This window comes from Streptomyces lothianensis (assembly GCF_047779955.1).
Lineage (GTDB): Bacteria > Actinomycetota > Actinomycetes > Streptomycetales > Streptomycetaceae > Streptomyces.
The window spans coordinates 65575-79935 of record NZ_JBLMKT010000067.1 but is presented as its reverse complement, the minus strand read 5'-3'; the positions used below and the strand labels follow the sequence as shown (position 1 = coordinate 79935).

The 14361-nt window shown below is 72.7% G+C and carries 13 protein-coding genes; 4 read left to right on the top strand and 9 right to left on the bottom strand.

Features of this window, described 5'->3' with window-relative positions; genetic code table 11:
* Nucleotides 1–48 precede the first annotated feature (48 nt).
* Nucleotides 49–417 (bottom strand): STAS domain-containing protein, encoded by a 369-nt coding sequence (locus ACLF6P_RS23320; RefSeq protein ID WP_415952600.1) that lies wholly within the window; start codon nt 415–417, stop codon nt 49–51.
* 252 nt (nt 418–669) lie between these two features.
* Here ACLF6P_RS23320 and ACLF6P_RS23315 point away from each other — a divergent pair, with 252 nt between their 5' ends.
* Nucleotides 670–1722, top strand: a complete 1053-nt coding sequence (locus tag ACLF6P_RS23315) for an RNA polymerase sigma factor SigF (protein ID WP_415952599.1) — start codon at nt 670–672, stop codon at nt 1720–1722.
* A 144-nt stretch (nt 1723–1866) separates the two neighbouring features.
* Here the strand turns inward: ACLF6P_RS23315 and hutI are convergent, their stop codons facing one another.
* From hutI to hutU, 4 genes are all read right to left on the bottom strand, one after another.
* Nucleotides 1867–3042: an imidazolonepropionase gene (gene hutI, locus ACLF6P_RS23310; RefSeq protein ID WP_415952598.1), complete on the bottom strand. Its 1176-nt coding sequence runs from the start codon at nt 3040–3042 to the stop codon at nt 1867–1869.
* Nucleotides 3043–3095: 53 nt separating this feature from the next.
* Nucleotides 3096–4427, bottom strand: a complete 1332-nt coding sequence (locus ACLF6P_RS23305) for a formimidoylglutamate deiminase (RefSeq protein WP_415952673.1) — start codon at nt 4425–4427, stop codon at nt 3096–3098.
* Between the two features lie 74 nt (nt 4428–4501).
* Nucleotides 4502–5719, bottom strand: a complete 1218-nt coding sequence (locus tag ACLF6P_RS23300) for an allantoate amidohydrolase (protein WP_415952671.1) — start codon at nt 5717–5719, stop codon at nt 4502–4504.
* 17 nt (nt 5720–5736) lie between these two features.
* A complete protein-coding gene (hutU, locus tag ACLF6P_RS23295; RefSeq protein ID WP_415952597.1) occupies nt 5737–7428 on the bottom strand; it encodes a urocanate hydratase in 1692 nt (563 codons plus the stop codon).
* A 135-nt stretch (nt 7429–7563) separates the two neighbouring features.
* Here hutU and ACLF6P_RS23290 point away from each other — a divergent pair, with 135 nt between their 5' ends.
* A complete protein-coding gene (locus ACLF6P_RS23290; protein WP_415952596.1) occupies nt 7564–8919 on the top strand; it encodes a type III PLP-dependent enzyme domain-containing protein in 1356 nt (451 codons plus the stop codon).
* 103 nt (nt 8920–9022) lie between these two features.
* Here the strand turns inward: ACLF6P_RS23290 and ACLF6P_RS23285 are convergent, their stop codons facing one another.
* From ACLF6P_RS23285 to ACLF6P_RS23275, 3 genes are all read right to left on the bottom strand, one after another.
* Nucleotides 9023–9397 carry an LPXTG cell wall anchor domain-containing protein gene (locus ACLF6P_RS23285; RefSeq protein ID WP_415952595.1) on the bottom strand — a complete coding sequence of 125 codons (375 nt, stop codon included), beginning with the start codon at nt 9395–9397 and terminating at the stop codon, nt 9023–9025.
* Entirely contained in the window at nt 9394–10647 is a 1254-nt protein-coding gene (locus ACLF6P_RS23280; protein ID WP_415952594.1) for a M14 family zinc carboxypeptidase, read from the bottom strand. Before ACLF6P_RS23280 ends, ACLF6P_RS23285 begins: the two co-directional genes overlap by 4 nt.
* Before the next feature lie 85 nt (nt 10648–10732).
* Nucleotides 10733–11566 carry a MurR/RpiR family transcriptional regulator gene (locus ACLF6P_RS23275; RefSeq protein ID WP_415952593.1) on the bottom strand — a complete coding sequence of 278 codons (834 nt, stop codon included), beginning with the start codon at nt 11564–11566 and terminating at the stop codon, nt 10733–10735.
* A 145-nt stretch (nt 11567–11711) separates the two neighbouring features.
* On the opposite strand from ACLF6P_RS23275, the gene ACLF6P_RS23270 reads away from it, so the two are divergent.
* Complete coding sequence (locus ACLF6P_RS23270; RefSeq protein ID WP_415952592.1) at nt 11712–12140, top strand: hypothetical protein; 429 nt, start codon at nt 11712–11714, stop codon at nt 12138–12140.
* 177 nt (nt 12141–12317) lie between these two features.
* Nucleotides 12318–13004: a maleylpyruvate isomerase family mycothiol-dependent enzyme gene (locus tag ACLF6P_RS23265; protein ID WP_415952591.1), complete on the top strand. Its 687-nt coding sequence runs from the start codon at nt 12318–12320 to the stop codon at nt 13002–13004.
* A 51-nt stretch (nt 13005–13055) separates the two neighbouring features.
* Here the strand turns inward: ACLF6P_RS23265 and ACLF6P_RS23260 are convergent, their stop codons facing one another.
* Nucleotides 13056–14183 (bottom strand): SGNH/GDSL hydrolase family protein, encoded by a 1128-nt coding sequence (locus ACLF6P_RS23260; protein WP_415952590.1) that lies wholly within the window; start codon nt 14181–14183, stop codon nt 13056–13058.
* Between the last annotated feature and the right edge of the window lie 178 nt (nt 14184–14361).

Here is a 14361-nt window from a genome sequence, read left to right as displayed (position 1 = left end):
TCACAAGTGGGCCAACTGCCGATAACAGTCGCAGTACGACTGCTCGACTCACTCGATGAGCGCGTCGTCGAGCGTTTCGTGCACGGTGAAGACAGCCCCCGCACCGGTGATCTCGAAGACCCTGGCCACCGCGGGCTGCATCGCGGCCAGATGCACCCCGCCCCCCTCGGCCTCGGCCTTCAGGCGCGCACCGAGCAGCACGTTGAGCCCGGTGGAATCGCAGAAGTCCAGCCGCGAACAGTCCACGACGAGACGCGCCACCCCCTGCGAGACCGCCTGTTCCAGGGGATTGCGCAACAGATCCGCGGTGTGGTGATCCAGCTCACCCACGGGTGCGAAGACGGCGCTGCCGCCCACGCGCCGCACTCCGACCTGGAGCCGGCCCCTGTGTGCGCTGCCGACCATGCCGCGGTCCATGCCGCTCCTCTTCCGCTACGTCCCGAGCTGGTGGGTGAACCCTTCGAACATACGCCTTCGGGCACGTCACGCGGTAGCCGAAGTTCCTCCTGGTATCGGACATTTCACACGGAATCGAACTTGCCGGGTCGCGTAGGAAGCGGGTAAGCCTAGAAGGAGACATGTTCACAACGGCCGGCTTCGGAGGCGCCGCACACCGCACCGCACGTATTGGCATCGGCAGCCATATGCCGAGAACGATGGAGGACTTCCATGTCACCCCGGCTCGACGCATCGCCTACCCATCATGCGACGTCGAAACCCACACCGGACCAGTTCGACACCGCCCCCCACCTTCAGCTGCCCGCTCCACGCGAGGCGGCAGCCGCCGAGGCGGCCCCGTGCGCCGCGGACGCCGACTCCGCGGACGCCGACGTCGCGGATGCTCACGCCGCGGGCGCCGACATCACCGACGGTGACGTCGCGGACGCCCCGGACGTGACCGCGGAGGAGCTCGCGGACCTCCTGGGTCTGCCCGAGATCCCGCCGTACGACGAAGTGGCCCCGCAGGACGCCCGGGCCCTGTCGAAGACGCTCTTCGCCCGCCTCGAATCCCTCGAGGAAGGCACCCACGAGTACGCGTACGTGCGCAACACGCTCGTGGAGCTCAACCTCGCTCTGGTGAAGTTCGCCGCATCCCGGTTCCGCTCGCGCAGCGAACCGATGGAGGACATCATCCAGGTCGGCACCATCGGCCTGATCAAGGCGATCGACCGCTTCGAGCTGAGCCGCGGTGTGGAGTTCCCCACGTTCGCGATGCCGACGATCGTCGGAGAGATCAAGCGCTTCTTCCGCGACACCTCGTGGTCCGTGCGCGTGCCGCGCCGACTGCAGGAGCTGCGGCTCGACCTGGCCAAGGCCGGGGACGCCCTCGCCCAGGAACTGGACCGGGCCCCCACCGTCGGCGAGCTGGCCGAGCGGCTCGGCATCGCCAAGGAAGAGGTCGTCGAGGGCATGGCCGCGAGCAACGCGTACACCGCGAGCTCGCTGGACGCCCAGCCGGAGGAGGACGACTCCGAGGGCGCGCTCGCGGACCGCATCGGCTACGAGGACCACGGGCTCGAGGGCATCGAGTACGTCGAGTCCCTGAAGCCGCTGATCGCCTCACTGCCCGCGCGCGACCGCAAGATCCTCTCGCTGCGCTTCGTGGCCAACATGACGCAGTCCGAGATCGGCGAGGAACTGGGGATTTCGCAGATGCACGTGTCGCGGCTGTTGTCGCGGACGCTGGTGCGGTTGCGGAAGGGGCTCACTGTCGAGGAGTGAGCGTTCGTTTCTTGGAGGCGCCTGCCGTTTTACGGCAGGCGCCTCTGGCGTTCGTGGTGGATGCGGGGTGGCCCGGCTGCGGTGGTTTGCAGCTGGGTAGGGGCACGACTGCCCACAGCTGGGTAGTGGGGCGACTGCCCGCAGTTAGATGAGTGTCAGGTGGCCCCGCTGCCAGACGGCCGAGACGAGGGGGACTCCCGGCCGGTAGGCCAGGTGGACGTGGCTGGGGGCGTCCAGGAGGGACAGGTCGGCGCGGGCGCCGGGGGATACGCGGCCCACGTCGGTGCGGCGGAGGGCCTGGGCGCCGCCGGCCGTTGCGGACCACAGGGCCTCGTCCGGGGTCATGCCCATGTCGCGTACGGCGAGGGCGATGCAGAACGGCATGGAGGACGTGTACGACGAGCCCGGGTTGCAGTCCGTGGAGAGGGCGACGGTGGCGCCCGCGTCGAGCAGGCGGCGGGCGTCGGGCCACTGGGCGCGGGTGGAGAACTCGGCGCCGGGCAGCAGGGTCGCGACGGTGTTGCCGTCCGCGAGGGCTGCCACGTCCTCGTCCGTGAGGTGGGTGCAGTGGTCGGCGCTCGCCGCGTCGAGTTCGACGGCGAGTTGGACGCCGGGGCCGTACGAGAGCTGGTTGGCGTGGACGCGGGCCAGGAGGCCCTTCGACTGGCCCGCGGTGAGGATCGCGCGGGCCTGGTCGCCGTCGAAGGCGCCCTTCTCGCAGAAGACGTCGACCCAGCGGGCGTACGGGGCGCAGGCATCGAGCATCTCGCCGGTGACGAGGTCGACGTAGGCGGCCGGGTCGTCGGCGTAGTCCGGGGAGACGATGTGGGCGCCGAGGAAGGTGACCTCGTCGGTGTGCCGCTGGGCGATGCGCAGGGCGCGGGCCTCGTCGTGGGTGCTGAGTCCGTAGCCGGACTTGGTCTCGAAGGTGGTGGTGCCCTGGCGGCGGGCCTCGGCGAGGTGGCGGACGAGGTTGGTCTCCAGGTCCTCGTCGGTGGCGGCGCGGGTGGCCTTGACGGTGGTGCGGATGCCGCCCGCCTGGTAGGGCCTGCCCTCCATGCGGGCGTTGAACTCCTGGGTGCGGTCGCCGGCGAAGAGAAGGTGGGAGTGGGAGTCCACGAAGCCGGGGATGGCCGCGTGGCCGTCCGCGTCGTATGCCGTGTCGGCGGCGGGGGCCTTTTCGGCCGGGCCGACCCAGGCGACGGTTTCTCCGTCGAGGACGACGGCGGCGTTCCGGATCTGGCCCAGGGGGCCCTCGCCGAGGGTGGGGTCGTTGGTGACGAGGTTGGTGATGTTCGTGATGACCGTGGTGGTCGTCATGCTTCCCTCTCCGTGCGGTTCGAAGGTCGTGCGCGCTCCGTGCGGTTCGAAGGTCACGCGCGCAGCGCGGCCACCGCGGCCGCCAGTTCGGACGCGACGTCCGGGACCGTGACGTGGGTGCCGTCGCGGACCACGAAGCGGCCGCCCGTCACCGTGTGGCGGACATCCGCGGCCGTTGCCGCGAAGACCGCCGTCTCGGCGGCAAGACGCGGCAGGGGCCCGGCCGTACGGACCGAGTCCAGGGACACGCTCGTGAAGTCCGCGGGCGCGCCCGCGGCGAGGACTCCCCCGCCCGGCCAGCCGAGGGCTTCGTAGCCGGTCGGGGACGCCGCCCGCAGCAGCGCGGCGGCCGTCCAGTGTCCACGGGTCCGCGTCCGCAGCCGCTCGTTCAGCTCCATCGCCCGTGCCTCCTCGAAGAGGTCGATGACCGCGTGGGAGTCGGAGCCGAGGGAGAGGGGTGAGCCCGCCTGCTGGAGGGCGGCGGCCGGGCCGATGCCGTCGGCGAGGTCGCGTTCCGTCGTGGGGCACATGCAGGTGCCCGTGCCGGAGGTGCCGAGGAGGGTGATGTCCTCGGGTGTGAGGTGGGTGTTGTGGACGCCGGTGGTGTGCGGGCCGAGCACGCCGTGGTCCGCGAGGAGTCGCGTCGGGGTGCAGCCGTGGGTGGCCTGGCAGGCCTCGTTCTCGGCGGTCTGTTCGGAGAGGTGGACGTGCAGGGGCGCCTCCTGCGTGCGCGCCCACTCGGCCACCGTCCCCAGCTCCGCGGCGGGAACGGCCCGTACGGAGTGGATCGCCGCGCCGAGCCGTACGCCGTCGCGCGGTTTCAGCACGGAGACCCGCGCGGCCCATGCTTCCGCCGAGCCGTCGGAGAACCGCTGCTGGTGGGTGTCGGGGGCGGCCCCGAAGCCCGAGGACAGGTACGCCGTGTCGAGGAGCGTGAGCCGTACGCCCGCTTCCGCGGCCGCAGCGATGAGCGCCTCGCCCATGGCGTTGGGGTCGTCGTAGGGGCGGCCGCCCGGCGCGTGGTGCAGGTAGTGGAACTCGCCCACCACCGTCACACCCGCGAGCGCCATCTCCGCGTACACGGCCCGCGCGAGCCGGAAGTACGACTCGGGGGTGAGGCGGGAGGCGACCTGGTACATGACCTCGCGCCAGGTCCAGAAGGTGCCCGAGCCGACCTGGACCGTTCCGCGCAGCGCCCGGTGGAAGGCGTGCGAGTGGGCGTTGGCCAGGCCGGGGAGGGTGAGGCCGCGCAGCACGACGGCGCCCGGTGGGGGTGCTTCGACTCCGGTGCGTACGGCGGAGATCGTGCCGCCGCCGGCCGGCACCTCGATCACGACCCCGGACTCCACGATGGGGTCGAGCCAGGCGTGTTCGGCCCAGTACACGGTCGCCGCCCCGCCCGCCGGTACGGGCCCACGAGCCGTCTCCGCGCCGCCTTCCGTGCTCGATCCGCCCGCTGTCACCGACACGCCATCCCCTCCAGTACGTCCGCCAGCGCCCGCACGCCCGCCACGCAGTCGTCCTCGGCCGCGTATTCGGCCGGGGAGTGCGAGACGCCCGTCGGGTTGCGTACGAACAGCATGGCCGTCGGGATCACCGAGGAGAGGATTCCCGCGTCGTGTCCCGCGCCCGTGCCGAGCACGGGGACGGATCCACCGGATCCACCGGAACCGCCGGAACCGCCCAGGAGGCGGACGAGTTCGTCGCGCAGGGCGTGCTCGAACTCGATGACCGGTGTGAAGGACTCCCGGACGACGTCCAGGTCCACCCCGTGCCGTTCGGCGTGTTCGCGGGCCGCCTTCTCGATCCCGGCGACCGCGCGGTCGAGGTCGTCGGGCGAGGGGGCGCGCGAGTCGAGCCAGCCTCGTACGAGGGAGGGGATCGCGTTGACGCCGTTGGGCTCGACCGCGATCTTGCCGAAGGTGGCGACGGCGCCCGCGAGTTCGGCCTCGCGGCGGGCCGCGAGCACCGTCTCGGCGTACGGCAGCATCGGGTCGCGGCGGTCGACGAGCCGGGTGGTGCCAGCGTGGTTGGCCTCGCCGCGGAAGTCGAAGCGCCAGCGGCCGTGCGGCCAGATGGCGCTGGCGATGCCCACGGGATCGCCGGACAGGTCCAGGGCGCGGCCCTGTTCGACGTGGAGTTCCACGTACGCGCCGATCCGGGCGAGGCGTTCGTCGTCGCGGCCGATGGCCGAGGGGTCGTAACCCGCCGCTTCCATGGCGGCGGGCAGCGAGACGCCGTCGCCGTCCTTCAGCTCGTACGCCGCCTCGCGGGTGAGCTGCCCGGCGGTGAGGCGGGAGCCCACGCAGGCGAGCCCGAAGCGCGCGCCTTCCTCGTCGCCGAAGTTGGTGAGCGCGATCGGCTTGGTGAACTCCGCTCCCCTGCGGCGGAGTTCGTCGACGGCCGCGAAGGCGCTGACGACGCCGAGCGGGCCGTCGAAGGCGCCGCCGTCGGGTACCGAGTCGAGGTGGGAGCCGGTGACGACGGCGTCACCGGCCTGCGGGTCGCCGAGCCAGGCCCACTGGTTGCCGTTGCGGTCGACCTCGTAGGTCAGTCCGCGGGCCTCGGCCTGGGCCCGGAACCAGGCGCGGCATTCGGCGTCCGCGCCGGTCCAGGCGTAACGCCGGTATCCCTTGGATTCGGCGTTGCGCCCGATGGGCGCGAGTTCGGCCCACATTTCATGGAAGGAGGAGCTCACGCGTCAGCACCTTCGCCCGTTTCAGCACCTTCGTTCGTTTCGCGCATGGGGACGCGTACGCCGCGCTCGTCCGCGACCGTCTCCGCGATGTCGTATCCGGCGTCGACGTGGCGGATGACGCCCATGCCGGGGTCGTTGGTGAGGACGCGGCGGATCTTCTCGCCGGCCAGTTTGGTGCCGTCGGCGACCGAGACCTGGCCCGCGTGGATGGAGCGGCCCATGCCGACGCCGCCGCCGTGGTGCAGGGAGACCCAGGAGGCGCCGGAGGCCACGTTGACCATGGCGTTGAGCAGCGGCCAGTCGGCGATGGCGTCGGAGCCGTCGAGCATGGCCTCGGTCTCGCGGTACGGGGAGGCCACCGAGCCGCAGTCGAGGTGGTCGCGGCCGATCGCGAGCGGGGCCTGGAGTTCGCCGGAGGCCACCATGTCGTTGAAGCGCTCGCCGGCCTTGTCGCGTTCGCCGTAGCCGAGCCAGCAGATGCGGGCGGGCAGGCCCTGGAAGTGGACGCGTTCGCCGGCCATCTTGATCCAGCGGTGCAGGGACTCGTTCTCGGGGAAGAGGTCGAGGATCGCCTTGTCGGTCTTGTGGATGTCGCTCGCCTCGCCGGACAGCGCGGCCCAGCGGAAGGGGCCCTTGCCCTCGCAGAAGAGCGGACGGATGTACGCGGGGACGAACCCGGGGAAGGCGAAGGCGCGGTCGTAGCCGGCGAGCTGGGCCTCGCCGCGGATCGAGTTGCCGTAGTCGAAGACCTCGGCGCCCGCGTCCATGAAGCCGACCATGGCCTCCACGTGCTTGGCCATGGATGCGCGGGCGCGGGCGGTGAAGCCCGCCGGGTCCTTGGCGGCGGCGTCGGCCATGTCGTCGAAGTCGACGCCGAGCGGGAGGTAGGCGAGCGGGTCGTGCGCGGAGGTCTGGTCCGTGACGATGTCGATGGGGGCGCCTTCGGCGAGCATCTGCGGGAGCAGTTCGGCGGCGTTGCCGAGCAGGCCGATGGAGAGCGGCTTGCGCTGGTCGCGGGCCTCGGTGGCGAGTTGGAGGGCGTGCGCGAGGTTGTCGGCCTTGACGTCCAGGTAGCGGTGTTCGATGCGGCGCTCGATGGCGCGCGGGTCGCAGTCGATGCAGAGGGCGACGCCGTCGTTCATGGTGACGGCGAGCGGCTGGGCGCCGCCCATGCCGCCGAGTCCGGCGGTCAGCGTGATGGTGCCGGCCAGGGTGCCGCCGAACTTCTTCGCGGCGACGGCGGCGAAGGTCTCGTAGGTGCCCTGGAGGATGCCCTGGGTGCCGATGTAGATCCACGAGCCGGCCGTCATCTGGCCGTACATGGTCAGGCCGAGCTGCTCCAGGCGGCGGAACTCCTCCCAGTTCGCCCAGTCGCCCACGAGGTTCGAGTTCGCGAGAAGCACGCGCGGCGCCCACTCGTGGGTCTGCATCACGCCTACGGGGCGGCCCGACTGGACGAGCATCGTCTCGTCCTGCTTGAGCGTCCTGAGCGTGCGCACCATCGCGTCGAAGGAGCGCCAGTCACGGGCGGCCTTGCCCGTGCCGCCGTAGACGACCAGCTTGTCCGGGTGCTCGGCGACCTCGGGGTCGAGGTTGTTCTGCAGCATCCGCAGGGCGGCCTCCTGCTGCCATCCCAGGGCGCTCAGCTCGGTGCCGCGGGGGGCGCGGACTGGGCGGGGTCCGGACATGGGGGCCTCCTCGTGAGGGGTACGGATACGTGATGCGACTTCATGCAGCTATTCACATCCTGTCCATCTGAATAGAACTAGTCAATCCCCTCGCGTGTCCTGCGGGGCGTGGCGGGCGGTGGTTGTCTGGACCACATGGGGATACGGGAGAAGTCGTACGACGACGGACCGGCTCGCGCGGAGCGGCGGGACGCGGCGGTGCGCGCCGCGGTCGAGCAGGGGCTCGTGGGCGCGGACGTCCCGATCGCCGCGTTCCTGGACGTGGACGGGATCCGCCGGTCCGCCGCCTCGCTGATCTCGGCCTTCGCGGCGGCCACGCAGGCCCCCGTGCTGCATGCCTTCGCGGTCAAGGCGACCCCGCTCGTGCCCGTTCTGCGGCTGCTGCGCGAGGCGGGCCTGGGCGCCGAGGTGGCGAGCCCCGGCGAGCTGGCGCTGGCCCGCGCGGCCGGGATCGGGCCGCGCCGTACCGTCCTCGACTCCCCCGCGAAAACCGCCGCCGAACTGCGCGAGGCCCTCGCGCTCGGCATCGCGGTCAACGCCGACAACCCGCAGGAACTCACCCGCATCGACGCGCTCGTCCGCTCCGCCCCGACCACGTCCCCGATCGGCGTCCGCGTCAACCCGCAGACCGGCGGCGGCGCCATCGAGGCCCTGTCCACCGCGACCGCCACCTCGAAGTTCGGGGTGGCGCTACGGGACGAGGGCGCCCGCGACTGGCTGGTCCGGGCGTATCTCGACCGCCCCTGGCTGACCCGCCTGCACATCCACTCCGGCTCCCAGGGCATCCCGCTCGCCCTGCACACCGAGGGCATCCGGGCGCTGTACGACCTGGCGGAGGAGATCAACACCCGGGTGGGACGCCGTCAGATCGACACCCTCGACATCGGCGGCGGGCTCCCCGTCAACTTCGTCTCGGAGGAGGAGGCACCCACGTACGACGACTTCGTACGGGAGCTGCGGCGCGGCGTGCCCGGCCTGTTCAGCGGCGCGTACGGCCTGGTCACGGAGTTCGGCCGCTCGCTGCTCGCCAAGCACGGCACAGTCCTCGCCCGCGTCGAATACGCCAAATCGGCGGGCGGACGGCCCGTGGCCGTCACCCACGCGGGCGCCCAGATCGCGGCCCGCACGGTCTACGCCCCCGACTCCTGGCCGCTGCGGATCACCGCGTACGACCCGAAGGGCCGCCGCAAGACGGGCCCGGACGTGCCCCAGGACGTGGCGGGCCCGGCCTGCTTCGCCGGCGACCTCCTGGCCACCGGCCACCCGATGCCCCTGCTCGAACAGGACGACTGGGCGGCCGCCCTCGACACGGGCGCGTACTACTTCGCCCACCACTACGCGTACAACTCCCTGCCCCGGCCGGCCGTCTACGGCTACGCGGCGGACCCGGACGGCGGCGCGCGCTTCGCGCTGGTCCGGGCGGCGCAGACGGTGGAGGAGATCGTGGCAGAGGCAGGTGGGGGGCGGGCGGGAGCGCTGGACGGGTTTTGAGGAGGCAGACCCGTCGCCTACGAGAACGGGAGGCTCCCCTGCCGTGCGGAGGGGAGCCTCCCGTCTCGTTCAGCTGTCGTCCAGCTGTCGTCGCGGCCGCGGCTCAGTTCTCCGTGGCCCTACGGCGGCGCGCGAGGTACACGGCACCGGCGCCCAGGGTCAGCGCGCTCGCACCCCCCAGGGCGAGGGCGGTGGGTGAAGTGGACGCGCCGGTCGAGGCGAGGTTGCCGCCCGTGTTCCGGTCCGTGCCGCCCTGCGGCGAGGCGTCGTTGTTGCCGCCTCCGTTGCCGTCCCCGTCACCGCCCTGGTCCTTCTCCTTGTCGCCCTTGCCGTCGCCCGAGCCGTCGGCGCCGTTGCGCGGGTCGTCCGCCTCACCGGGCTTGCCCGGCTTGGCGTCCCCGGACTCGCCCGGGTCGGTGCCTGCGCGCAGCAGCGTGAGGTCGTAACGCTGAATGGGGGGGCAGTTGCTCCTGCTCACCGAATCCCTTCTGTGACACATGTCACCGCACGCTTCATCACGCGCGTCTGCAACGCCACTTGGGCGCGGACGGGCACCCACCGCGCCCGGAACGCCGACTCCGTCTCCGCGCACCACGCCCGCACCAGCCACTCCACGTCCCGGGCCGCCTCGCCCTGGCCGTCGGCGCGCAGCGCCCTGCGCATCATCGCCGCCGCGCGCAGCGGGATGCGGCGGGCGGCGATGCCCAGGGAGGCGCAGTTCCCGGCCGTGGCCGCGATGCCCGCGGTGCCTGGTGCGTACTCCTGCCAGGTGACGGCCACCTCGGGTGCCGCTTCGAGGAGTTCGCGGGCGGCGGCCTCGTGCGGCGAGGAGGACGCCCGTACGGAGGTGAGCGCGTCGGAGAGTTGTCGGGTGCGGTCGAGCAGCAGCTCGGCCACCTTGTGCAGTTCCCCCGCCGGGTCCGGCACCGGCGTGGGGTCGCTCACCGCGCGCACCGACCACATCGGGGCCTCGATGATGAGGGATACGGTGCCGTGCCCGGCCGGGTAGGTCCAGGTGGCCTCGGAGAGGAAGCCGGAGGGGTCCATCTCCTCCTTGTCCTCGCCGTCCGTGGGGAGTTGGAGCACGCCCGGACTGTCCACGAGCCAGTCGATCCCGTCGAAGGGGCGGTACTCCAGCGGCACGTCCAGGTCCGCCGCCACCTCCCGGAAGGCCTGCGCCGCCCCGGGCATCGGGGCGGTCAGCTGCAGGAAGGATCCGCCGACTTCGATCCCGTGCAGCGAGAACTGGAGCTCGGGCCGCAGCTCGTCGAGCACCCGGACCAGCGCCTGCGATTCGGGCATGGGCGGGCGGTCGTCCCCCGCACCCGGCAGGAACTCGGGCTGGCGGCGGAAGCTGGGGCGGTGGAAGCCGAGGTGGTAGTCGAGGAGCGAGGGCCCTTCGCGGCCCTCGTGGAGGCCTGCTCCGTCAGGGTCGAGGCAGAGCAGCAGGTGCCAGGTGCAGTCGAGCGCTTCGAGCCACTGCGGGTCCTCGGCGAACTGCCGCGCGAGCGCTTGTACGGAGGCGGGGCCGACGGGCTCGTTGGCGTGCGCCCCGGCGACGGTCAGCACATCGCGTGTGCCGTGTCCGGCGGACAGCAGGAGCAGCGGGCGCCCGCTTCGGGATCTCCCCACCTCCCGCAGGCGGAAGAGGCCGGGGTGGGTCCCGGCGAGGTGGCGGGCCGTGCGGTGCACCTCGTCGACGGTCGGATAGGTCAGCTGCACCGGCACCCGCCCCCTCCATCGCCCGCCCCGGCCATTTCATCTCACCGGTCCGCTCGATGAAAAGACCGCGCCGCTCGACGCACCGGCCGCGCTACTCGACGAAGAGTCCGCGCTCCACCGCCCGCGCGTCGAACGCCTCCAGGCGGGCCTGGGCCTCGGGGAGGGCGTCGCACATGGCCTCCAGGAGGACGCGGCCGAGGAGCATCGGGGCGCAGACCGTGTCGAAGGAGAGGCCCGTGCCGACCGCGGCCGGGAGGAGCAGGTCGGAGGACTTCGCGACGGGGGCGAAGGCCGAGTCCGCGACCGTGACGACGGTGAGGCCGAGGGACTTCGCGTAGGCGAGGGCGTCGACGACCTCGCGCGGGTGGCGCGGCAGGGCGAAGCAGATCAGGGCGGTGGCGCCCGCGCGGACCGCGGCGTCGAGGCGGTCCGCGAGCATGGTGCCGCCCTCGTCGAGGAGCCGGACGTCCGGGTGCACCTTGGCGGCGAAGTACGCGAAGCCGTAGGCCTGGGAGGCGGCCGCGCGCAGGCCGAGCACCGGGAGCGGGCTCGAGGCGGCGAGCAGGGCGCCGGCGCGTTCGACAGGGGCTGGGTCGGCGAGGACGGAGGCGAGGTGGCGCAGGTTCTCGATCTCGGCCTCGACGGCCTGCTGGTACTCGTTGAGCTCGGCCGGGGCGTCCGCGTCCGCCGGGACCACCTCGCGCAGGTGTCTGCGCAGCGCCGGATAGCCGTCGAAGCCGAGTGCCACCGCGAAGCGGGTGACCGAGGGCTGACTGACGCCGGCGAGCTCGGCGAGCTCGACCGAGGACAGGAAGGGCACGTCGGCCGCGCGGCGCACCATGCAGTGCGCGATGCGGCGCTGGGTGGGCGTGAGGCGGTGGCCCTCGAACAGCCGCTGCAGGCGCGTGGCCGGGTTGTCGGTCATGGTCGTCAGGTCCCCTCGTACAGCCCGGATATTCAGCGCTCACGCACTCTGCATGAGCATATGCAATCGGGCAAGGGGAAGCCCGAGGGCGAACCCGGGGGTTAGCCCCACTGCGCCCGGTGCCCCCGCTTCGTAGCGTGGGGGCATGGATGCCCGAGACGCTGAGCTGAAGAAGGAACTCCAGGCGACCCTGCACACCCGCAGGGAGCTCGGCGAGGAGTACGAGCACGCCCTGGTCGACTCGTTCCTGGGGAAGATCGAGGACCGTCTGGACACGACGGTCGACCGCCGGATGCGACGGCTGATGGCCGAGCAGCAGATGACGGTCGCGCGCGAGGCCCGCACGCCGCGCGGTCCGGTGGACGCGTGGGGCGAGCGCTTCGGCTTCGCCGTCGTCTCGCTCCTCCTGGCGATCCCGCTCTCGGCGATCGCCGTGGCCAACGCGGGGCTCGCCGGGCTGTTCGTGGCATGGCTGGGCATCGTGGGCGTGAACACGGTGCACGCCCTCCACAGGTTCCCGAGCTTCGGGCGCGGGCGCCGGGAGCGCCGCGAGGAGCCGGACTGGGAGGACTGAGCTCCGGGGGCGGTAGGGAGTTTGGGGCGGTACGCACTCGGCGCGGTACGGAATCGGGGACGGTACGGAATCGGGGGCGGCACGGAGTCGGGTGTGACCGATGAGTTCGAGGGCGAGCGATGAGTTCGGGCGGCGGCTGGGGTCTGAAGCAGGACACCGGATCTCTGGAGGCCGCCCATGGCTGCATCTGAACCACACATCCCGGAAACCCGCGAAGCCCTGGAACGGGCGGTCCACGTCGAGCGAGAGGCGCTCGCCCGGGATCTCGCCGGGCTCGACGAGGCCCGGTGGGCGCAGGCCTCGCTGTGCGGGCGCTGGACGGTGGAGGAGGTCGTGGCCCATCTGACGGCGGGCGCCAGTACGCCGATGTGGCGCTGGCTGCTGAGCATGCTGGCCGCGCGCTTCGACCCCGATGTGCACAACGAGCGGCGGCTCGCCGAGCACCGCGGCGCCACCCCTCAGGAGACCCTGCGTCGGTTCCAAGAGGTGGTCTCCGGGCCCGCGGGACCGTCCGGCCATACGGCCGCGTGGCTGGGCGAGATCGTCGTCCACGGCGAGGACATCCGGCGGCCGCTGGGGCTCGTACGGACCCCTCCGGTGGCCACGACGACCGCCGTGGCCCGGTTCTTCGCGGGCCGCGACTTCACCGTCGCGAGCAGGACCGCCGTCGAGGACCTGCGGGTCGAGGCGACGGACGGTCCCTTCGCCGCCGGTTCGGGGGAACTGCTCCGGGGGCCGACCCTCTCGCTCGTGATGGCCATGGCGGGCCGCACGGCGGCCTGCGAGGAGCTCGAGGGGGACGGGGTGGCTGTCCTGCGCACCCGCCTGAGCTCGGGGTCGAGGAAGAAGGCCCGGCGGAGCTGACGGGGGCAGGTGGCGGAGGCCGGACGCCCGCCCCCGAGCCGAGGCGAGCCGTCACCCCTGGACCGAGCCTGCCGGTCCCGCCGTCCCCCGGGCCGCTTCCCGGGCCGTCCCCGGTGCCGTCCCCTGAGTCGCCCCCTGGGCGGTCGCCGAACCTGGCTCCGGCTCCGGCTCCGGCCCCGGCTCCGGTTCCGGTTCCGGTTCCTCGATGCGCTGACGGCGGCGGCGCTTGAGGAGGGCCCATGGGCCGCGGCGGCCGGTCGGCATCGCCGCCGTCACCTCCGTACCGCCCTCCGCCGCGGCCTGTACGGCGGCGCGCGCGACCGGCAGGAAGCCCTCGTCGCGGGCGGCCTCCGGCCGCTCCTCCGCCTCCGGCCACAGGCCGAGCGAGGCACACACCGTGGGCAGCACGGCCATCGCCGCGGTCGCGTACCCCTCCGCCGAGGGGTGGTAGTTGTCGAGCGAGAACATCTCCCGCGGGTTCGCCGCGAACTCGGGGCCGAGCAGATCGCCCAGGGACACGGTGCGGCCGCCCTGTTCGACGACGCCGATCGTCTGGGCGGCCGCGAGCTGGCGGGAGACGCGGCGGGCCAGCCACCGCAGCGGCTGGTACACCTGCTCCACCGAACCCAGGTCGGGGCAGGTGCCGACCACCACCTCCGCACCGGCCGTCCGCAGCCGCCGTACCGCCGCGGACAGGTGGCGGACGGACTGGGTGGGCGGCATCCGGTGCGTGACGTCGTTCGCCCCGATCATGATCACGCAGACGTCCGGGGCGGGTCCCCGGTTGGCGAGCACGAGGGTCACCTGGCGGTCGAGGTCGTCGGAGCGCGCGCCGGGCAGCGCCACGTTGAGCAGGTCCACGGGCCGTTCGGCGACCGCCGCGAGCCCTTGGGCGAGCAGGGCGCCCGGGGTGTGCCGCGCCCGCCGTACGCCCTGGCCGGCCGCCGTCGAGTCGCCGAGCATGGTCAGCCGCAGCGGCGTACCGCCCGCGTCGTACGAGCGCCCGTACAGGCCGCCCGCACGCGGCGGGATCGGTGCGACCCCGTTGCCCACCGTCCGCTTGGCCAGCTGCACCTCCGCGAGCACCACGCCCACGGCGGCCGCACCCACGAGCCCGATCCCGCCGCCGCCGAACGCCGCGCCCGCGGCGATACGCCGTGCCACTCTCGCCCTCGACATGGACCGCCGCCACCTCCCGTTCCCACCGCTGCGTCACGCGGCGCCTCACAACAACTGCTTGCCCCGTCCGCCCGGTCCCCCAATCTCCGCAGGCCGGTGCGCACGAGTGACACGCCGCCCCTCCGCCGGACGCTTAAGCTGACGCCGACCCAGGCAGAAGACCGGAGAACCCGGAGAC